This window comes from Wenjunlia tyrosinilytica, from assembly GCF_014646055.1.
Lineage (GTDB): Bacteria > Actinomycetota > Actinomycetes > Streptomycetales > Streptomycetaceae > Wenjunlia > Wenjunlia tyrosinilytica.
The window spans coordinates 127,234-146,636 of the sequence record NZ_BMMS01000019.1; the positions used below are offsets into that span (position 1 = coordinate 127,234).

A 19,403-nucleotide genomic window follows, 5' to 3' on the forward strand; every position below is an offset into this window, starting at 1 on the left:
GCGAGAAAGTGACATCCACACGCTCATCGCGGCGCGCACTCGCCGCGGGTACGGCCGTCGTGATCGCGGCCCTGCTGTCCACGTCGGCCTGCGGCGGCGGGGACGACGAGTCCGACGGCGGGAACAGGCCCGCGGGCTTCAACGCGGCGACGAAGGGCGTCGTCAACACGTCCACCGCCAAGGGCGGAACGCTGAAGTTCATCGGCTCCCAGGACTTCGACTCCCTCGACCCGCAGCGCATGTACTACGGCTTCGCCTGGGACTTCTCCCGCTTCTACACCCGCCAGCTGATCACCTACGACAACAAGCCCGGTGCGAAGAGCACCTCGCTGGTACCGGACCTGGCCACGGCGAAGGCCGAGATCTCCAGTGACGGCAGGACGTACACCTACCGTCTGCGCGACGGGATCACCTTCGAGGACGGCTCGCCGATCACCGCGCAGGACATCAAGTACGGCATCGAGCGCATCTGGGCGCAGGACGTCATCTCCGGCGGCCCCACGTACCTCAAGCAGATCCTCGACCCCAAGGGCGAGTACAAGGGTCCCTACAAGGACAAGGACCCCAAGAAGCTCGGCCTGAAGTCGATCGAGACCCCGGACGCGAAGACGATCATCTTCAAACTCCCCAAGCCCAACGGCGACTTCGAGCAGATCCTCGCCCTGCCGTCCAGCTCCCCGCTCAAGCCCGATCGGGACAAGGCCGCCAAGTACGCCCTCAAGCCCTTCTCGTCGGGCCCGTACAAGTTCGAGTCGTACTCGCCGAACAAGGGCGCGGTGCTGGTGCGCAACGACAAGTGGAGCAAGTCCTCCGACCCCATCCGCGCCGCCCTGCCGGACAAGGTCACGGTGACGATCAACAGCAACGCCGACGACGTCGACAAGCGCCTGATCAAGGGCGACTACGACCTCGACATCAACGCCACCGGTATGACCCAGTCCGGGCGCACCACGGCCCTCAAGCAGCACAAGGCGAACGTCGACAACGGCACGACGAGCTTCATCCGGTACGCGGTCTTCCCGGAGAAGGTCAAGCCGATGGACAACGTCCACTGCCGCAAGGCGGTCATCTACGCCGCCGACAAGAAGGCCCTGCAGACCGCCCGCGGCGGACCGCTGGCCGGTGGCGACATCGCCGCCAACATGCTGCCCAAGAGCATCAAGGGCGCGGACGACTACGACCCGTACGGTGCCCTCCAGAACGGCGGCGCGGCCAATACCGCCAAGGCCGAGGAGGAGCTGAAGGCCTGCGGCAAGCCCGGTGGCTTCTCCACCGTGATCTCGGTGCGCAACAACAAGCCCGCCGAGGTCGCCACCGCCGAGGCGCTCCAGGAGTGCCTGGGCAAGGTCGGGATCAAGGCCGACGTCGACCAGATCGACGGCGCCCAGTCCAGCAGCATCACCGGCTCGCCCTCGGTGGTGAGGAAGAAGGGCTACGGCATCATCATCACCGGCTGGGGCCCCGACTTCCCGACCGGCCAGGGCTTCTCCCAGCCGCTGGTCGACGGCCGGTTCATCGCCCAGAGCGGCAACTACAACAACAGCGAGCTCAACGACCCGGCGATCAACAAGCTGTTCGACGACGCGATCGCCGAGACCGACCCGGTCAAGGCGGGAGAGATCTACAAGCAGATCAACCACAAGGTCTCCGACCGCGCCGACTACCTGCCCTTCGTGTACGAGAAGACGATCACCTGGCGCAGCTCCCGGCTCACCAACGTCTACACGGCCGACTCCTACAACGGCCGGTACGACTACGTGTCCCTGGGCGTCGCCAAGTAGGACTCGAGGATCCGTCAACTCAGCCGCCGCACCCGCTAGGCCCGAAGGGCAGGTGATGGCCGCGCGCGGTGGGCCCCCGGGCGGTGCCGGACGACTCCGGCACCCTCCGGGCGCCACCGCTCGGCCGAGCACAGTGCTCGCTTACCTCATCCGGCGCTTGACCGCCGTCGTCGTGATGCTCCTGATCGTCACCCTGGCGACCTTCGCGATCTTCTTCATGATCCCGAAGCTGACCGGCACCGACCCCGCTCTGCTGTTCGTCGGCAAGCAGGCCGACCCCGCGGCCATCGAGGGCATCAGGGAGAAGATGGGCCTCAGCGACCCCGTCCTCGTGCAGTTCTGGAAGTTCGTCGAGGGCCTGGTCGCGGGCCGGGACTACGCCAACGGTGTGGATGTCACCCACTGCCCGGCGCCGTGCTTCGGCTACTCCTTCCGCAATGAGCAGGAGGTCTGGCCCGTCCTGACCTCCCGACTGCCGGTCACGCTGTCGCTGGCGGCCGGCGCCTGCCTGCTGTGGGTGATCGGCGGTGTCGCCGCGGGCGTCGTCTCCGCCCTCAAGCGCGGCAGCGTCTGGGACCGCTCGGCGATGTCGGTGGCGCTCGCGGGTGTCTCCCTGCCGATCTACTTCACCGGTCTGGTCTCGCTGGCGATCTTCAGCTACGCGCTGGACCTGATCAACGTCGACTACGAGCCGCTGACCCAGAATCCGGGCAAGTGGTTCGAGAGCCTGATCCTGCCCTGGATCACCCTCGCCTTCCTCTACGCGGCGATGTACGCGCGGCTGACCAGGGCGACGATGCTGGAGATCCTGGGCGAGGACTACATCCGCACCGCCAGGGCCAAGGGCCTCGGCGAGGGCGTCGTGATCGGCAAGCACGCGATGCGCTCGACCATGACCCCGATCCTGACCATCCTCGGTCTCGACCTCGGGGCGCTGCTCGGCGGCGCGGTGCTGACCGAGACGACCTTCAATCTGCCGGGCCTCGGCCAGGGGGCGGTGCGGGCCATCAGCGACAAGGACCTGCCGATCATCCTGGGCGTCACCTTGATCGCCGCCTTCTTCATCGTGATCGCCAACCTCGTCGTGGACCTCCTCTACGCCGTGATCGACCCCCGAGTGAGGCTCTCATGACGATCAATCAGCCGGAGCTGGTCGCCCCGAGGGCCCCCGCTGGGCAGTTCCTCGCCGTGCGCGACCTGCGTGTGCACTTCCCGACCGACGACGGCCTGGTCAAATCGGTCGACGGGCTCTCCTTCACGCTGGACAAGGGCCGCACCCTCGGCATCGTCGGTGAGTCGGGCTCGGGCAAGTCCGTCACCTCGCTCGCCGTGATGGGCCTGCACACCGCCGGACTGCACGGCAATCAGGTCCGCGCCCGGCTCTCCGGCGAGATCTGGCTCGACGGCAAGGAGCTTCTCGGCAGCGACCCCGACGAGGTCCGCAGGCTGCGCGGCCGCGAGATGGCGATGATCTTCCAGGACCCGCTGTCCGCGCTGCACCCGTACTTCACCATCGGCCACCAGATCGTCGAGGCGTACCGGGTCCACAACGAGGTGACCAGGCAGGCCGCACGCAAAAGGGCGGTGGAACTCCTCGACCGCGTCGGCATCCCGCAGCCGGACAAACGCGCCAAGGACTACCCGCACCAGTTCTCCGGCGGCATGCGCCAGCGCGTGATGATCGCCATGGCGCTGGTCAACAATCCCGAACTCCTCATCGCCGACGAGCCGACCACCGCCCTCGACGTGACCGTGCAGGCGCAGATCCTCGACCTGATCCGCGACCTCCAGAAGGAGTTCGGCTCCGCGGTGATCATCATCACCCATGACCTGGGAGTCGTCGCCGAGCTCGCGGACGACATCCTGGTGATGTACGCGGGCCGCTGCGTCGAGAAGGGCCCGGCCGAGCAGGTCTTCACCACCCCCCGGCACCCCTACACCTGGGGCCTTCTGGGCTCGATGCCGCGTCTGGACCGCGAGCGCTCCGACCGGCTCATCCCGGTCAAGGGATCCCCGCCCAGCCTGATCAACGTCCCCTCCGGCTGCGCCTTCCATCCGCGCTGCCCCTACGGCGAGCGGGTCGGCGCCGTCACCCGCACCGAGGTCCCGGTCCTGCGTGAGGTCGGCCCACGCCATGAGGCGGCGTGCCACATGGCCGCCGAGGAGCGGAGCCGGGTCTGGACCGAAGAGATCGCCCCGAAGCTGTGACTCCCGAAGCTGTGACCCCTGAAGCTGTGACCGCCGAAGATGTGACCCCCGAGGCTCGGAACGACGAGCACGCAGAGGAGGCCGACGTGGCCGTGGCCGTGGACAAGGTGCCGGGCCCCGCCCCGGCGTCGGACGCGGAGCCGCTGCTGAGGGTGGAGGGGCTGGTCAAGCACTTCCCGATTCACAAGGGGCTGTTGCGCAGGCAGGTCGGCGCGGTGCAGGCCGTGGACGGCGTCGACTTCGAGGTGGCGCCCGGCGAGACACTGGGCGTGGTGGGGGAGTCCGGCTGCGGCAAGTCCACGACGGGCCGCCTGATCACCCGGCTGCTGGAGCCGACCGCCGGGAGGATCACCTTCGAGGGGCGGGACATCACCCACCTCGGTACCGCGGCGATGCGCCCGATGCGCCGGGACGTCCAGATGATCTTCCAGGACCCCTACTCGTCCCTCAACCCCCGGCACACCGTGGGCTCCATCGTCGGCGCCCCGTACCGGCTCCAGAAGGTGCGCACGGAGAACGGGACCAAGCGGGCCGTCCAGGAACTGCTGGAGCTCGTCGGCCTCAACCCCGAGCACTACAACCGCTACCCCCACGAGTTCTCCGGCGGCCAGCGCCAGCGCATCGGCATCGCCAGGGCCCTCGCGCTGCGCCCCCGCCTGATCGTCGCCGACGAGCCGGTCTCCGCGCTGGACGTGTCGATCCAGGCGCAGGTGGTGAACCTCCTGGACGACCTCCAGAACGAGTTCGGCCTCACGTACGTGATCATCGCCCACGATCTGTCCGTGGTCCGGCACGTCTCGGACCGCATCGCGGTGATGTACCTGGGCAAGATCGTGGAGCTGGCCGACCAGCGCTCGCTCTACACCCGGCCCATGCACCCGTACACCGTCGCCCTGATGTCAGCGGTGCCCATCCCCGACCCCGCCAGGCGCACCAAGCGCGAACGCATCCTGCTGACCGGCGATGTCCCGAGCCCCATCGCACCGCCGTCCGGCTGCCGCTTCCACACCCGGTGCTGGAAGGCCCAGGACCGGTGCCGGGGGGAGGAGCCACCGCTCGTGGCGCTGCGCACCGGACATCGGGTGGCCTGCCACTTCCCGGAGAACGCTCCCTCGGAGCCCTACCGGGACGTCGAGGAGGTACCGCCGGAGAAGGCTTCCAAGGCTTCCCCGGAAGGCGGCGGGGAGGAAGGAGCCCCGGCCCCGGACAAGAGCCCCTAGCCGGTCGCAGGGTAGAACTGCGGGGTGCCGTCCGATCTGTATACGCCCCACCTGCAACACACCCTCGACATCATCGGGATCTTCGTCTTCGCGATCTCCGGTGGTCTGCTCGCCGTGCGCAAGAACTTCGACATCTTCGGCATCGCCGTGCTCGCCCAGGTCACGGCGCTGGGCGGAGGGGTCCTGCGCGATGTGCTGATCGGGGCGGTCCCGCCCGCCGCCTTCACGGACATGTGGTTCTTCTTCACCCCGCTGGTGGCGGCCGCCCTGGTCTTCTTCCTCCACCCGGAGGTGGAGCGGATCAACAAGGCGGTGCAGTTCTTCGACGCGGCCGGCCTCGGCCTGTTCTGTGTGACGGGCACGATCAAGGCGTACGCCTACGGGCTCGGCCTGGTGCCCTCCGCCGCCCTGGGCGTGGCCACGGCGGCGGGCGGCGGTGTGGTGCGTGACGTTCTCGCCAACCAGGTGCCCTCGCTCCTGCGCTGGGACGAGATCTACGCGGTGCCGGCGATGGTGGGGGCCACGCTGGTGGCGCTCCTGATCAGGTTCGACGAGTTCAACGCCACGACCGGGACGCTGTCGGCGGTCGTGGCGTTCGTCCTGCGGCTGCTGGCGATCCGCTTCGAGTGGCGGGCGCCCAGGGCCTGGCACCGCAGCAGCGCGGCCAAGGAGTCGGACGCGTAGGCACCGCCACGGCGCCCGCGCCACCCGCGTGGCGTCAGACCGCCGAGACCGCCGCGCGCTCGGTTGTCGCGATGGTCGCCGAGCCCACGACCCGCGTGCCGTCGTACAGCACGACCGCCTGGCCCGGCGCGATACCGCGGGCGGGCCGCGCGAGCCGCACCCTCAGCTCTCCGTCGGCGAGCTCCGCGGTCACCGGGACCTCGCCTCCATGGGCCCGCAGCTGCGCGGTGTACTCGGCGGGCCCCTCCGGCACCTGCCCGCACCAGCGCGGCTTGACGGCGGTCAGCGCCACAACGTCCAGTGCCTCGGCGGGACCCACCGTCACCGTGTTGTCCACCGGCGAGATGTCCAGGACGTAGCGCGGCTTGCCGTCCGCCGCGGGGTGCCCGATGCGCAGGCCCTTGCGCTGCCCGACCGTGAAGCCGTAGGCACCGGAGTGGGTGCCGACCTTGGTCCCTTCGGTGTCCACGATGTCGCCCTCGGCGGTGCCGAGGTGCTTGGCGAGGAATCCCTGGGTGTCGCCGTCGGCGATGAAGCAGATGTCGTGGCTGTCGGGCTTGCGGGCGACGGCCAGACCGCGCCGCTCGGCCTCGGCCCGGATCTCGTCCTTGGTCGTCTCGGTGTCCCCGAGGGGGAACATCGCGTGGGCGAGCTGCCGGGCGTCGAGCACGCCGAGCACATAGGACTGGTCCTTGGCCCAGTCGGCGGCGCGGTGCAGCTCGCGCCCGCCGTCCGCCGTCTCCACGATCTTCGCGTAGTGGCCCGTGCACACGGCGTCGAAGCCGAGGCCGACGGCCTTGTCCAGCAGCGCGGCGAACTTGATCTTCTCATTGCAGCGCAGGCAGGGATTGGGCGTGCGCCCGGCGGCGTACTCGGCCACGAAGTCGTCGATCACGTCCTGGCGGAATCGCTCGGCGAGGTCCCAGACATAGAACGGGACACCGATGACGTCGGCCGCCCGGCGCGCGTCGCGGGAGTCCTCGATGGTGCAGCAGCCACGGGCCCCGGTCCGGAACGACTGGGGGTTGGCGGACAGCGCGAGATGCACTCCGGTGACCTCGTGCCCGGCCTCGGCGGCGCGGGCGGCGGCGACGGCGGAGTCCACCCCGCCGGACATGGCGGCGAGCACCCGCAGGGGGCGGCCCTCGCGCGGGGCGGTCGGATCGGTCGGTGCGCCGGGGAAGTCAGTCATGGTCCATCCAGGGTAACGAGGCCGCGCGACTGCTCCCGACTCCTTTGTTCGCCCGTGTTCGCCGCTCGAGCGGTTCTACCCGCCTCTCGAGCGGTGTGGCTCGCTCAACCCGTGTGGCACTTCGGCTGCGCTGCCCGGCGCGCCCGTTCGACCACCGGCCCGATCGCCGCGGCCAGCGCCTCGACGTCGTCCTGGGTCGAGGTGTGCCCCAGCGAGAAGCGCAGCGAGCCACGGGCCCGTTCGGCGTCCGCGCCCATCGCCAGCAGGACATGGCTGGGCTGGGCCACCCCCGCCGAGCAGGCGGAGCCGGTCGAGCACTCGATGCCCTGGGCGTCGAGCAGGAGGAGCAGGGAGTCGCCCTCGCAGCCGGGGAAGGAGAAGTGGGCGTTGGCGGGCAGCCGCCCCTCGGGGACCGGGTCGCCGTTGAGCACCGCGTCCGGCACGGCCTTGACCACCCGCTGGACGAGATCGTCGCGCAGGGCCCCGATCTCGTGGGCGAACTCCTCGCGCCGCTCGGCGGCGAGCTCACCGGCCACGGCGAACGCGGCGATCGCGGGGGCGTCCAGCGTGCCCGAGCGCACATCCCGCTCCTGCCCGCCGCCGTGCAGCTGCGGAACGGGCTTGTGGTCGCGGCCGAGTACCAGGGCGCCGACTCCGAACGGCCCGCCGATCTTGTGCCCGGTCACTGTCATGGCGTCGAGGCCGGACTCCGCGAAGTCGACCGGCACCTGCCCGAACGCCTGCACCGCGTCGGCGTGCAGCGGGATGCCGAACTCATGGGCGGCCTCGACCAGTTCACGGACCGGCTGGACAGTGCCGACCTCGTTGTTGGCCCACATGACCGTGGCCAGCGCGATGTCCTGCGGGGTGTCCCCGACGGCCTGCCGCAGCGCCTCGGGGTGCACCCGGCCGACCGCGTCCACGGGCAGCCACTCCAGCCTCGCTCCCTCGTGCTCCTCCAGCCACAGCACCGCGTCGAGCACGGCGTGGTGCTCGACCGGGCTGACCAGGACACGGGTGCGTCTGGCATCGGCGGCGCGGCGGGACCAGAACAAGCCCTTGACCGCGAGATTGTCGGACTCCGTGCCGCCCCCGGTGAAGACGACCTCACTGGGGCGGGCGCCGAGCGCGGCGGCCAGGGTCTCGCGCGACTCCTCGACGACGCGCCGGGCGCGCCGCCCCGCCGCGTGCAGCGAGGATGCGTTCCCGGTGCGGCCGAGCTGCGCGGTCATCGCCTGGACCGCCTCCGGAAGCATCGGAGTGGTGGCGGCGTGGTCGAGGTAGGGCATGGTGGGCCCAATCCTAGTGCGCGGCTGTCGCGGTTCTCAGTCCGCCCCGGTCCTCAGCGCACCCTCCCGGGCGCCTTCGCGAGCTGCCTGGACTGCGCCACGAGCCGGTCGGCGCTGTCCCACACCTCCGCGTCCTCCTCGAGGAAGCCTCCGGCGAGGTTGCGGGTGCTGATCTCCACCCGCAACGGGCCCGGCGACGGGATCGCCCGCACATGGACGGTGAGTTCCAGGGTCGGCACCCAGCCGTTGAGTCCGAGGTCGAACGCGGTGGGCGGCAGGACGTCGGTGGCGAGCAGGACCGACAGCGGGTCGTTCTCCCGGCCGTCGGCGAGCCGCAGCCAGCCCCGGATCACGCCCTTGCCCGAGGGGTCGCCGAGCGCCCAGCCGACCGTCGCCGGGTCCAGTCGCAGGTCCAGCCGGTCGATCAGCCCGTTCGACGCCTTGGACCCGAAGACGCCGCCGGGGGCCGTCTCCGCGCCGACGCACCGCTCGACGGGCGGCAGGGCGGGCGCGGTGGCGCTGGTGCGTACGTCGTCGGTGAGCCCGGCCAGGTCGCGGTGGTGGGCGACGACCCGCAGCCGCTCGACCTCGTTGCCGTCGTCGTCGGTCTGGAACAGGGACGCCTGCCCGGTGGACATGGTCCGGCCGGTGCGCACGACCTCGGTGCGCACGACGGCCGGTCCCGGCAACGACGGCGTCAGGTAGTAGGCGCTCACGGAGAACGGGTCGCGGTGCGGCAGCACCCGCCCGAGCGCGCGGTCGGCGAGCGCTATCAGATAGCCGCCGTTGACACCTTTTCCGATGGTCCAGCCCGCGGAGAACTCCGTGTCGAAGACGAACGGGTCGTCCGTCCGCGCGATCACCGCCGTGTCCCGGTCGAACTCGCTGGTGAACGCGCCCGACTCGCTGGTGAACTCGCTCGCGCCGAGCGGCAGCTCCGCGGCTGGGTGGGTCATCGTTGCGCCTCCATCGAGGGCGGGCCGGGCTCCGTGAAGAGCCCGGCCCGCGGGGTGTGCTCGCTGTGCTGGAGGGTCTCAGCCCTTGCGGGCCGCGACCTCCTCCGTCGCCTGCGGCAGGACGTCGAACAGGTCGCCGATCACGCCGAAGTCGACCAGGTCGAAGATCGGCGCCTCCGCGTCCTTGTTGACCGCAACGATCGTCTTGGACGTCTGCATTCCCGCCCGGTGCTGGATCGCGCCCGAGATTCCGGCGGCGACGTAGAGCTGGGGCGAGACGGTCTTGCCGGTCTGGCCGACCTGCGACTGGTGGGGGTACCAGCCGGAGTCGACGGCGGCGCGGGAGGCGCCGACGGCTCCACCGAGGGCGTCGGCGAGTGCCTCGACGACGGTGAAGTTCTCGGCTCCGTTGACCCCGCGGCCACCGGAGACCACGATCGACGCCTCGGTGAGGTCGGGGCGGCCGGTGCGGGACTTGACCACGCGTTCGGTCACGGTGGCCAGCTTCGCCGACGCCGACAGCTCGACGGCCACGTCCACGCGCTCGGCGGCGGCCGGGGCGGGCTCGGGCTGGGTGGCGTTGGGCCGTACCGCGACGACCGGGGTGCCGCGGGTGATCGTGGAGTGCACGACGGTCGAGCCGCCGAACACGGACTGCTCGGCCACGATGCCCTGGTCGGACGCGACCACGTCGACGGCGTCGGTGATGACCCCGGAGCCGGTCTTGATCGCGAGTCGGGCCGCGACCTCCTTGCCCTCGGCGGTGCCGGGGACGAGGACGGCGGCCACATCGCCGTCGGCGACGAGCTTGGCGAGCAGTTCGGCCTTGGGGGCGACCGGGTGGGCGGTCAGCTCGTCGGCGTCGGCCACATGGACCGTGGCGGCGCCGTACTCGGCCAGCTTGTCCTTCGCCGTGTCGAAGCCGGAGCCGACGAAGACGGCCGAGACCTCGCCGAGGGAGCGGGCCTTGGTGAGCAGTTCGAGGGTGACTTTCTTGACGTCCCCGTCGAGGTGGTCGACCAGGACCAGGATTTCAGCCATGGGGTTCTCTCTCCTGGATACGGGAAGGCCGGGTCAGACGAGCTTGCGGGAGGCGAGGAAGGAGACGAGCTGCTTTCCGCCGTCGCCCTCGTCCTTGACGAGCTCGCCGGTGGTACGCGGCGGGCGCACGGCGAAGTCCTCGACCTTGCTCCAGGCCCCGGCGGCGCCCACCTCGGCGGCGTCCAGGCCCAGGTCGCCCAGGTCGAGGGTGCTGACCGGCTTCTTCTTCGCGGCCATGATCCCCTTGAAGGAGGGGTAGCGGGGCTCGTTGATCTTCTCCACGACGGAGACCACGGCGGGCAGCCCCGAGGTCACGACGTCGTGGCCGTAGTCGGTCAGGCGCTCCACGGTGACGTTGGCGCCGTCGGTGTCCACCTTCTGCGCGAAGGTGAGCTGCGGCAGACCCAGGCGCTCGGCGAGCATGGCCGGCACCAGCGAGGTGCGGGCGTCGGAGGCCTCGGAGCCGAGGATGATCAGGTCGTACGCGCCCCCGGCCCCCTCCTCGGACGCCAGCGCGGCGGCGAGCACGGCGGACGTGGCCACGGCGTCGGAGCCGTGCAGCGCGTCGTCCACCACGTGGATGCCCTTGTGGGCGCCCATCGACAGGGCCTTGCGGATGGTCTCGGTGCCCTGGTCCGGGCCCATGAGAAGGACGGTCACCTCTCCGTCGGTGCGCTCGGCGAGCTGGAGCGCCTCCTCGACGGCGAACTCGTCCATTTCGTTCATCACGGCGTCCACGGCGTCGCGGTCGAGGGTGGAGTCCTCGGACCGCAGCGCCTTCTCGGACGCGGTGTCCGGTACCTGCTTCACGCAGACGACGATCTTCATAGGGATCAGACCGACCTCTCGAACGGGTTGGTGGGACGTTGGTACGACCACCCCCGCAGGGCGGACCGACCTTGACCGGCGTAATGTTACCCACGGGTAGCCAGGTGGAGTCCACTCCGATCGGGCGCAAACGTGCGTGATTCGCACCACGGACGCGCACCGCACGCACAGGCCTCCCGGCGCATCCGCCGCCGCGCCCGCGGCCCCTCTGCGGCGCGCGAGCACGACGGCGAGCACGACGGGGACGGCCGGTCGCACGGGCACCGGCCACGGCGATCAGCCGTGGTAGGCATGGGCCATGAGTACCCATGTGATCACCGGCGCCGGCTCGGGGATCGGCGCCGTCGTCGCCGACCGGCTCGCCGAGCGCGGGGACCGGCTCGTCCTGCTGGCCCGAAACGACGAACGCGCGGCGGAACTCGCCGAGCGCTTCCCCGGCAGCACCGCGGTCGTCGCCGACCTCGCCCGGCCGCGGACCCTCTCCGCCGTCGAACTCCCCGAGCGCGTCGACTCCCTGCTGCACATCGCGGGCGTGGTCGAACTCGGCAGCGTGGAGGACCTCGACGCCGACACCTGGACGCACACCCTCGCGGCCAACCTCGTCGCCCCCGCCGAGCTCACCCGCCGCGCCCTGCCGGGACTGCGCGCCGCCCGCGGGCACGTCGTCTTCGTCAACTCCGGCTCCGGCCTCAACGCCCACGCCCGGTGGAGCGCCTACGCCGCGAGCAAGCACGGCCTGAAGGCCCTGGCGGACTCGCTGCGCCAGGAGGAGCACGGCAACGGCGTGCGGGTCACCTCCGTCTATCCGGGCCGCACCGCCACACCGATGCAGGAGAAGGTGCACGCCCAGGAGGGCAAGGCGTACGACCCGCAGCCGTGGATCGCGCCGGAGTCGGTCGCCACGGCCGTCCTGACCGCCCTCGACCTGCCCCGTGACGCCGAGATGACCGATGTCAGCATGCGTCCGGGCGGCTGAGCCCGAGCCCGGGGTGCGCTGGCTACTCTTCGGGGGTGAGTACGCAAGCGAGCTTCCCCTGGCCGCACGGTATGGCGACCGGTGTCGGGTCCATGCCCGGCACCGACGCCCGTGAGAGCGCCCGCACGGTCGTCGAGTCCCTGGAACTGCTGCCGCATCTTCCCGAACTGCCCGCCCGAGGCCCCGGCGCCGACATGATCGGGCGCTCCCTCGGTCTGCTCGCGGAGCTGTACGCGCATGTGGAGCCGTCGGGTTGGCGGTTCTCGGACCGGCCCGGCCGCGACAGCAGGCGGGCCGACTCCTGGCTCGGGGAGGACCTCGACGCCCTGGAGGAGTTCACCCAGGGATACACGGGCCTGCTGAAGATCCAGGCCGTGGGCCCCTGGACGCTGGCCGCGAGCGTGGAGCGGCGAAGCGGGGAGGCCGCGCTCGGCGACCCCGGCGCGCGCCGGGACATCACCGCCTCGCTCGCCGAGGGGCTTCGGCTGCACGCCGAGGACGTGCGGCGCAGGGTTCCGGGCGCCCGGCTGGTGGTCCAGCTCGACGAGCCCTCCCTGACCTCGGTCCTGACCGGCCGCGTCCCCACCGCCAGCGGCTACCGCACCCACCGCGCCGTGGACCGCTCGGTCGTCGAGGGCGCCCTGCGCCAGGTGATCGGCTCCGTCGACGCGCCCTTCGTCGTGCACTCCTGCGCCCCCTCCGTGCCGATCGCCCTGCTGCGGCGCTCGGGGGCGGCGGCGGTGTCGCTGGACTTCGGACTGCTCACCGAGCGTGACGACGAGGTGATCGGTGAGGCGGTGGAAGGGGGCACCCTGCTGTTCGCCGGTGTCGTCCCGTCCGCCGAGGGCCCAATGTCCGACCCTGGCGGTAGCGTCGAGGGTGTTCGGAAGCTGTGGCGCAGGTTGGGGCTCGATCCGGCCGCTCTGGGGAGGGCGGTGGCGATCACCCCGACCTGCGGTCTCGCGGGGGCCTCGCCGGCCCGTGCCAGGGCCGTGCTCGCCACATCTGCCCGAGCGGCGAAGGCACTCGTCGACAACCCCGAGTAATCGGGGAGGCGAGTCGGGAATCGAAGACGGAGGACTCACCGTGGGCCGCGAACAGCAGTCGAGTGCCGCATCGGACCTCATCCCCGAGGTTCGGGAGCGGCACGCCCTCCTGAGCCAGGACATCGAGGACCACCGGTTCCGGTACTACGTCAAGGACGCCCCCGTCGTCAGCGACGCGGAGTTCGACCGCCTGCTGCGGGAGTTGGAGTCGATCGAGGACGAGTACCCCGAGCTGCGCACGCCCGACTCGCCCACCCAGAAGGTCGCCGGGCGGTACGAGACGGAGTTCACCTCCGTCGAGCACCGCGAGCGGATGCTCAGCCTGGACAACGCCTTCACGTTCGACGAGCTCGACGCCTGGCACGACCGGGTGGTCAAGGAGCTCGGCGAGTCCGGCTGCCGCTACCTGTGCGAGCTCAAGGTCGACGGCCTCGCGGTCAATCTGACGTACGAGCACGGCAGGCTCACGCTGGCCGCCACCCGCGGCGACGGCCGCACCGGCGAGGACATCACGCCCAACGTGCGGACGATCGCCGAGATCCCGGACAGGCTCCAGGGCGACAGCGTTCCCGATCTGGTCGAGATCCGGGGCGAGGTCTTCTTCCCGGGCGAGAAGTTCGAGGAGCTCAACGCACGCCTGGTCGAGGCGGGCAAGGCCCCGTTCGCCAACCCGCGCAACGCCGCCGCAGGATCGTTGCGCCAGAAGGACCCTCGGGTCACCGCCACCAGACCCCTGCACATGGTGGTCCACGGCATCGGCGCCAGAGGCGGCTTCGACATCGACCGCCTCTCCGAGGCCTACGCGTTGCTGCACGAGTGGGGCCTGCCGACCGCGAAGCACAACAAGGTGGCGAGCGGGATCGAGGAGGTCAAGGAGTTCATCGAGTACTTCGGCGAGCACCGGCACGACGTCGAGCACGAGATCGACGGCGTGGTCGTCAAGGTCGACGAGATCGCGCTCGAGGGCCGGATGGGCTCCACCTCGCGGGCGCCACGCTGGGCCATCGCGTTCAAGTACCCGCCGGAGGAGGTCAACACCAAGCTCCTCGACATCCGGGTCAACGTCGGCCGGACCGGCCGTGTCACGCCCTACGCCGTGATGGAGCCGGTCAAGGTGGCGGGCTCCGAGGTGGAGATGGCCACCCTGCACAACCAGGACGTGGTAAAGGCCAAGGGCGTGCTGATCGGCGACACCGTGGTGCTGCGCAAGGCCGGCGATGTCATCCCGGAGATCCTCGGCCCCGTGGTCGACCTGCGGGACGGCAGCGAGCGGGCCTTCGTGATGCCGTCCGAGTGCCCCGAGTGCGGCACGGCCCTTCGGCCCATGTCCGAGGGCGATGTGGACCTGCGCTGCCCCAATGCCCAGCACTGCCCCGCCCAGCGGCGCGAGCGCCTGTACTACCTCTGCGGGCGCAGCAGCCTCGACATCGAGGGCCTGGGCTATGTGGCCGCCACGGCGCTCACGCAGCCGCTGGAGCCCGAGGAGCCGCCGCTGAAGGACGAGGGCGACCTCTTCGGCCTGACGGAGGGTCAACTCCTTCCGCTGCGGGTCAAGGTGCTCGACGCTGACACCGGCAAGGCCAAGCTCGACCCGAAGACGGGCGAGGAGAAGATCGTCACCTTCTTCGCCAACCAGAAGGGCGAGGCGAAGAAGAACACCGGCACGATGCTCGCGGCCATCGAGGCGGCCAAGACCCGGCCGCTGGCCAGGTTCCTCGTGGGCCTGTCGATCCGTCATGTGGGGCCCACGGCCGCCGAGGCGCTGGTGCGGCAGTTCCGCTCCATGGACCGCGTCTTCCAGGCCGACGAGGCCGAGTTGGCCGCCGCCGACGGGGTGGGGCCGATCATCGCCGCCGCCGTCAAGCAGTGGTACGAGGAGGAGTGGCACCGTGAGATCATCGAGAAGTGGCGCCTGGCCGGGGTGCGGCTGGTCGAGGAGGGGTCGGACGAGGGGCCGCGGCCGTTGGAGGGGGTGACCGTGGTGGTGACGGGCACTTTGACCGGCCACACGCGGGACGGCGCCAAGGAAGCCCTTCAGCGCAGGGGCGCCAAGGTCTCGGGTTCGGTGTCCAAGAAGACCGATTTCGTCGTTGTTGGGGACAATCCCGGGTCGAAGTACGACAAGGCGATCCAACTCAAGGTTCCGGTGCTGGATGAGGACGGTTTCGCCGTTCTGCTCGAGGATGGGACGGAAGCGGCCCGAGCCATGGCGACGAATCCGGCCGAATAGCCGATCCGCCCTGCTCAAGAGGTTCACGGATCACTCGAACGGCGCATATCAGAGCTAGAGGGGTGCGCAGGTTGCATTAGGGCAACCGCTGTGGATCGCTGCCCCGTTCAGCCTTTTCGGGCCTACTGTTGGGGTTGCGCGCCTGCATCCGCTTGTCAACGGCTGCCTTCCCGCCGCCTCGCGGGCACGACACCCCCCGGACTGCAAAAGGGCCCACAGGCTGCGAGAGGGACGGGCATGGAACTCAGGGACAGCGCACCCTCGGCGCTCGAGACGTGCCGCCGTGCCGTGCCGCCGGTTCCCCTGGTGATCATCGCGGCAGGGGCCACCGCCCTGACCGCGGGGGTCGCCCGGGTGCTGAGCCGGGGGCAGGCACTGTTCCCGGCGGGCTCGATCGGCTGGGCGTTCGCGGTGCTCACCGGAGTCGTCGTCGGGCACCTGGTCGCGCTCGGGCGTGACCGGTGGTGGGGCGGCGCCGGTTCGGGCGCCGCCCTCACCCTCGCCGTTCTGATGCTCAACGGCTGGGTGCCCGCAGGGCTCGTGAGCATCGCCGTGGTCGTCCTGGTGGGCGCGGCCCGCCGCCATCGCTGGCGCGAGGCATGCCTGCGCGGCGCCGTGGACATCCTCGGCATCGGGGCGGCGGCTCTTGCCCTGGCCGTCTTCGGGATCCGGCCCTCGGTGGAGAACCCCTGGATGCCGTACGAGTGGGGGGCGAGCGCCGTGCCCGCGGTGTTCGCCTCCGCGCTGGCCTACCTGGCCACCACCAGAACGCTGCTGTGGATCGGCACCGCGCCGCTGACGGCCGGTGTGCGGTCGGTGCTGCGCACGGAGATGCTGCGCCAGGGGCTGGTGGGTGTCTCGCTGCTGGGCATATCCCCGCTGATAGCGGCGGTCGCGGCGGACCGGCCGATCCTGCTGCCGCTGTTCGCGGTCCCGCTGATGGCGATGGACAGCACGCTGTGGATGGCGCGGGCCCGCGCCGAGGAGCAACTGCGCGACCCGCTCACGGGGTTGCCCAACCGGCAGTGGCTGCTGGAGCGGGTGTGGCTCGCCCTGGACGAGGCCGAGCACAATCACGAGCGCGCGGCGCTCGTGCTGATCGACCTCGACAAGTTCCGTTCCGTCAACGACACCCTCGGGCACCTCGCGGGGGACCGGCTCCTGCTCCAGGTGGCGGACCGGCTGCGCGGGGCGCTGCCGAGAGGTTCGGAGGTGGCCCGCCTGGGCGGTGACGAGTTCGCGGTCTTAATCCCCACCGCCGACTCCCCGACGCGTGCCCAGCGTGTGGCCCGGATGTTAGTGGCGGCGCTCAACACCCCGTTGAACCTCGACGGGTTGACCCTCGTCCTCGAGGCCAGCGCGGGAGTGAGCGTCTTCCCCGATCACGCCGTGGACGCGGAGGGCCTGCTGCGGCGTGCGGATGTGGCGATGTACCAGGCCAAGCGGGACCGCAGCGGTGTGGAGGTCTACGAGTCCTCCCGCGACGGCAACACCCCCGACCGGCTGGGCCTGCTGGGCGATCTGCGGCGGGCGCTGGAGACCGGCCAGATAGACCTGCACTACCAGCCCAAGGTGCGCTTCGACGGGCAGGTGGCGGGCCTGGAGGCCCTGGTGCGGTGGGTGCACCCGGAGCGGGGTCGGGTGAGCCCGGACGAGTTCGTCACCCTGGCGGAGACGTCGGGGCTGATGCCGCAGCTGACGGAGTACGTGCTCGAGGAGGCCCTGAGCCAGGTCGCGCGCTGGCGGGCGGCGGGGTTCGAGGTGCCGGTGGCGGTGAACGTCTCCCCGAGGGACGTCCACAGTCCGGGCTTCGCGGGGGCGGTGGCGGCGAGACTGGCCCGGCACGGGGTGCCGCCGGGGGCGTTGCAGTTGGAGATCACCGAGCATGTGCTGCTGGAGGACCCGCAGCGGGCGGCTGACACGCTGGCAGGGCTGACGGGGCACGGCGTGAAGATGTCGCTGGACGACTTCGGGACGGGGTACTCGTCACTGGTCCACCTGCGGCGGCTGCCGGTGAGCGAGCTCAAGATCGACCGCTCCTTCGTGGCGAAGCTGGCGGTGGACCCGGAGGACGCGGAGATCGTGCGCTGCACGGTGGAACTGGCGCACTCACTGGGTTTGGTGGTGGTCGCGGAGGGTGTGGAGGACGACGAAACGTGGGAGCGCCTGCGAGACCTGGGCTGCGACGCCGTCCAGGGCTGGCTGGTGGCGGCGGCGATGCCCCCGGACGAAACCACGGCGTGGCTGCTGAGCCGCGGCGCGGGCCCGCTCCCCGCCGCGGGCTCGCTCCCCGCCGCGGAGGCAGCGACCCCAGAAGAACTCCCCACCGCCCAACCCCGCCCGTGAACGCAATGGAGCCGCCGGTCCGGCGGTCCGATCTGCACGCTGCCGCGCGAAAGCCAAGAGCGCTGGCGGCGGTGGGGACCCCTGGTCTGACGGTTGCGCCGCCGGGCCGTCGGTTTGATGTGCGCGCTGTCGCGCGAAGGCCAAGAGCGCTGGCGGCGGTGGGAGTGGGTCGCGGTGGGGGTCGGTGCTGGCCGGGTGGCGGTTGGGGTGCGCCGCTTCGCGTCGAGGGGGCGGGAGGCTGGCTGCTGTTGTGACGGCGTCGTTTCCGGCCGTCGGTCAGTCTGCGCGCTGTCGCGCGAAAGCCAAAAGCGCTGGCAGCGGCGGGAGCTGGGCGCGGGGTGGGCCGCGCTGGCCGGGTGGCGGTTGGGGTGCGCCGCTTCGCGTCGAGGGGGCGGGAGGCTGGCTGCTGTTGTGACGNCACCGGGTCCCGGTCGGGCAGGGGTATGGGGGTACCGTTTTTGGAATTGGTAGTGAATCCAGCACTGCACGCCCCCGCGTGCACCTCTCCGCAGACACGTGAAATTGCACCACCTTTTCCAAAAACGTCCCCCATACCCCCCGCCGCTGGCCCTGCTTTTGGTCTTTCGCGCGGTAGCGCGCAATCAAGCCCGCCGCCCGGGGGGGCAGGACCGTCAGTCCAGCGTGGCTGGGTCCCACCGCGGCTGGCGGGTTGGCCTCGCGCGAAGCGCGCTCACCCAACCGCCGCCCGCTCGCTCACCGCACCTGGCAGCTCGCCCCGGGTGTGCTGTCGCTTACCGGCCCGGGCGCCCCCGGCTCACCTCGCCAGCGCTTTTGGTCTTTCGCGCGGTAGCGCGCAATCAAGCCCGCCGCCCGGCGGCAGGACCGTCAGTCCAGCGTGGCTGGGTCCCACCGCGGCTGGCGGGTTGGCCTCGCGCGAAGCGCGCTCACCCAACCGCCGCCCGCTCGCTCACCGCACCTGGCAGCTCGCCCCGGGTGTGCTGTCGCTTACCGGCCCGGGCGCCCCTGGCTCACCTTGCCAGCGCTTTTGATCTTTCGCGCGGCAGCGCGCAGACCATCCCGCCGCCCGGCGGCAGGACCGTCAGTCCAGCGCGGCCGCTCCGCACTCCGGCTCCGCACTCCGGCTCCGCACTCCGATTCCGACTCCTCGGGGCCGCGCGGCAGCGCGCGCAGACCGTCAGTCCAGTGCGACCGCCCCGCGCAGGGGTTCCCCCCCGCCTGCCCCCGCCGATCACCGCCTCCCGCCGCCGGGCGGAAAAGCCGTGGCGCCGAAGCCATAGGATTGGCCCCGAAGACTAGTCCGCATCACACTCACCCTGAGGACCGCTGCATGCCTGGCATCACGCGCGAGGAGGTCGCCCACCTCGCTCGGCTGTCGCGCCTTGAGCTGAAGGACGAAGAGCTCGACCACTTCGCCGAGCAGCTCGACGCGATCATCGACGCGGTGGCACGCGTCGGGGAGATCGCGGCCGACGACATCCCGCCCACCTCGCACCCTCTCCCGCTGACCAACGTCATGCGCCCCGACGAGGTCCGGCCCTCCCTCACCCCCCAGGAAGCCCTGGCCGGGGCCCCGGCCTCGGAGGAGCAGCGTTTCAAGGTGCCGCAGATCCTGGGAGAGGACTGA

General features: G+C 71.0%; 15 protein-coding genes. 10 read left to right on the forward strand and 5 right to left on the reverse strand.

Annotated features, from left to right (window positions below; all coding sequences use genetic code 11):
• The first annotated feature begins 8 nt into the window (after nucleotides 1-8).
• From IEY86_RS21930 to IEY86_RS21950, 5 genes are all read left to right on the forward strand, one after another.
• Nucleotides 9-1,781: an ABC transporter substrate-binding protein gene (locus IEY86_RS21930; protein ID WP_189133506.1), complete on the forward strand. Its 1,773-nt coding sequence runs from the start codon at nucleotides 9-11 to the stop codon at nucleotides 1,779-1,781.
• A gap of 157 nt (nucleotides 1,782-1,938) precedes the next feature.
• Complete coding sequence (locus IEY86_RS21935) at nucleotides 1,939-2,913, forward strand: ABC transporter permease (RefSeq protein ID WP_373287070.1); 975 nt, start codon at nucleotides 1,939-1,941, stop codon at nucleotides 2,911-2,913.
• Nucleotides 2,910-3,989 carry an ABC transporter ATP-binding protein gene (locus IEY86_RS21940; RefSeq protein WP_189133508.1) on the forward strand — a complete coding sequence of 360 codons (1,080 nt, stop codon included), beginning with the start codon at nucleotides 2,910-2,912 and terminating at the stop codon, nucleotides 3,987-3,989. Before IEY86_RS21935 ends, IEY86_RS21940 begins: the two co-directional genes overlap by 4 nt.
• An 86-nt stretch (nucleotides 3,990-4,075) precedes the next feature.
• A complete protein-coding gene (locus IEY86_RS21945) occupies nucleotides 4,076-5,209 on the forward strand; it encodes an ABC transporter ATP-binding protein (RefSeq protein ID WP_308425160.1) in 1,134 nt (377 codons plus the stop codon).
• A 24-nt stretch (nucleotides 5,210-5,233) separates the two neighbouring features.
• Complete coding sequence (locus IEY86_RS21950) at nucleotides 5,234-5,893, forward strand: trimeric intracellular cation channel family protein (protein WP_189133509.1); 660 nt, start codon at nucleotides 5,234-5,236, stop codon at nucleotides 5,891-5,893.
• Between the two features lie 34 nt (nucleotides 5,894-5,927).
• Here IEY86_RS21950 and mnmA read toward each other — a convergent pair whose 3' ends face one another.
• From mnmA to IEY86_RS21975, 5 genes are all read right to left on the reverse strand, one after another.
• Nucleotides 5,928-7,085 carry a tRNA 2-thiouridine(34) synthase MnmA gene (gene mnmA / locus IEY86_RS21955; RefSeq protein ID WP_189133510.1) on the reverse strand — a complete coding sequence of 386 codons (1,158 nt, stop codon included), beginning with the start codon at nucleotides 7,083-7,085 and terminating at the stop codon, nucleotides 5,928-5,930.
• Nucleotides 7,086-7,189: 104 nt separating this feature from the next.
• The gene (locus tag IEY86_RS21960; RefSeq protein ID WP_189133511.1) at nucleotides 7,190-8,374 is read right to left on the reverse strand and encodes a cysteine desulfurase family protein; all 1,185 of its coding nucleotides are present in this window, start codon (nucleotides 8,372-8,374) and stop codon (nucleotides 7,190-7,192) included.
• A 53-nt stretch (nucleotides 8,375-8,427) separates the two neighbouring features.
• Complete coding sequence (locus IEY86_RS21965) at nucleotides 8,428-9,309, reverse strand: thioesterase family protein (protein WP_373287073.1); 882 nt, start codon at nucleotides 9,307-9,309, stop codon at nucleotides 8,428-8,430.
• Between the two features lie 99 nt (nucleotides 9,310-9,408).
• Entirely contained in the window at nucleotides 9,409-10,371 is a 963-nt protein-coding gene (locus IEY86_RS21970) for an electron transfer flavoprotein subunit alpha/FixB family protein (RefSeq protein ID WP_189133513.1), read from the reverse strand.
• A 33-nt stretch (nucleotides 10,372-10,404) separates the two neighbouring features.
• Entirely contained in the window at nucleotides 10,405-11,205 is an 801-nt protein-coding gene (locus IEY86_RS21975; RefSeq protein ID WP_229698659.1) for an electron transfer flavoprotein subunit beta/FixA family protein, read from the reverse strand.
• Between the two features lie 292 nt (nucleotides 11,206-11,497).
• Between IEY86_RS21975 and IEY86_RS21980 the strand changes: the two genes are divergently transcribed.
• From IEY86_RS21980 to gatC, 5 genes are all read left to right on the forward strand, one after another.
• Complete coding sequence (locus tag IEY86_RS21980) at nucleotides 11,498-12,175, forward strand: SDR family oxidoreductase (RefSeq protein ID WP_189133515.1); 678 nt, start codon at nucleotides 11,498-11,500, stop codon at nucleotides 12,173-12,175.
• Between the two features lie 71 nt (nucleotides 12,176-12,246).
• Nucleotides 12,247-13,221 (forward strand): methionine synthase, encoded by a 975-nt coding sequence (locus IEY86_RS21985; RefSeq protein ID WP_189133553.1) that lies wholly within the window; start codon nucleotides 12,247-12,249, stop codon nucleotides 13,219-13,221.
• 40 nt (nucleotides 13,222-13,261) lie between these two features.
• A complete protein-coding gene (gene ligA / locus IEY86_RS21990) occupies nucleotides 13,262-15,451 on the forward strand; it encodes an NAD-dependent DNA ligase LigA (protein WP_189133516.1) in 2,190 nt (729 codons plus the stop codon).
• Nucleotides 15,452-15,688: 237 nt separating this feature from the next.
• Complete coding sequence (locus IEY86_RS21995) at nucleotides 15,689-17,797, forward strand: putative bifunctional diguanylate cyclase/phosphodiesterase (protein ID WP_189133517.1); 2,109 nt, start codon at nucleotides 15,689-15,691, stop codon at nucleotides 17,795-17,797.
• A gap of 1,309 nt (nucleotides 17,798-19,106) precedes the next feature.
• Nucleotides 19,107-19,403, forward strand: coding sequence for an Asp-tRNA(Asn)/Glu-tRNA(Gln) amidotransferase subunit GatC (gene gatC / locus IEY86_RS22000; protein ID WP_189133518.1), 297 nt, complete (start codon nucleotides 19,107-19,109; stop codon nucleotides 19,401-19,403).

Bases quoted from the DNA above. Each gene is read 5' to 3' on its own strand.
- IEY86_RS21940 (WP_189133508.1), top strand. From the start codon at position 2,910: ATGACGATCAATCAGCCGGAGCTGGTCGCCCCGAGGGCCCCCGCTGGG.
- mnmA (WP_189133510.1), bottom strand. From the start codon at position 7,085: ATGACTGACTTCCCCGGCGCACCGACCGATCCGACCGCCCCGCGCGAG.
- IEY86_RS21960 (WP_189133511.1), bottom strand. From the start codon at position 8,374: ATGCCCTACCTCGACCACGCCGCCACCACTCCGATGCTTCCGGAGGCG.
- IEY86_RS21970 (WP_189133513.1), bottom strand. From the start codon at position 10,371: ATGGCTGAAATCCTGGTCCTGGTCGACCACCTCGACGGGGACGTCAAG.
- IEY86_RS21980 (WP_189133515.1), top strand. From the start codon at position 11,498: ATGAGTACCCATGTGATCACCGGCGCCGGCTCGGGGATCGGCGCCGTC.
- IEY86_RS21985 (WP_189133553.1), top strand. From the start codon at position 12,247: ATGGCGACCGGTGTCGGGTCCATGCCCGGCACCGACGCCCGTGAGAGC.
- IEY86_RS21995 (WP_189133517.1), top strand. From the start codon at position 15,689: ATGGAACTCAGGGACAGCGCACCCTCGGCGCTCGAGACGTGCCGCCGT.
- gatC (WP_189133518.1), top strand. From the start codon at position 19,107: ATGCCTGGCATCACGCGCGAGGAGGTCGCCCACCTCGCTCGGCTGTCG.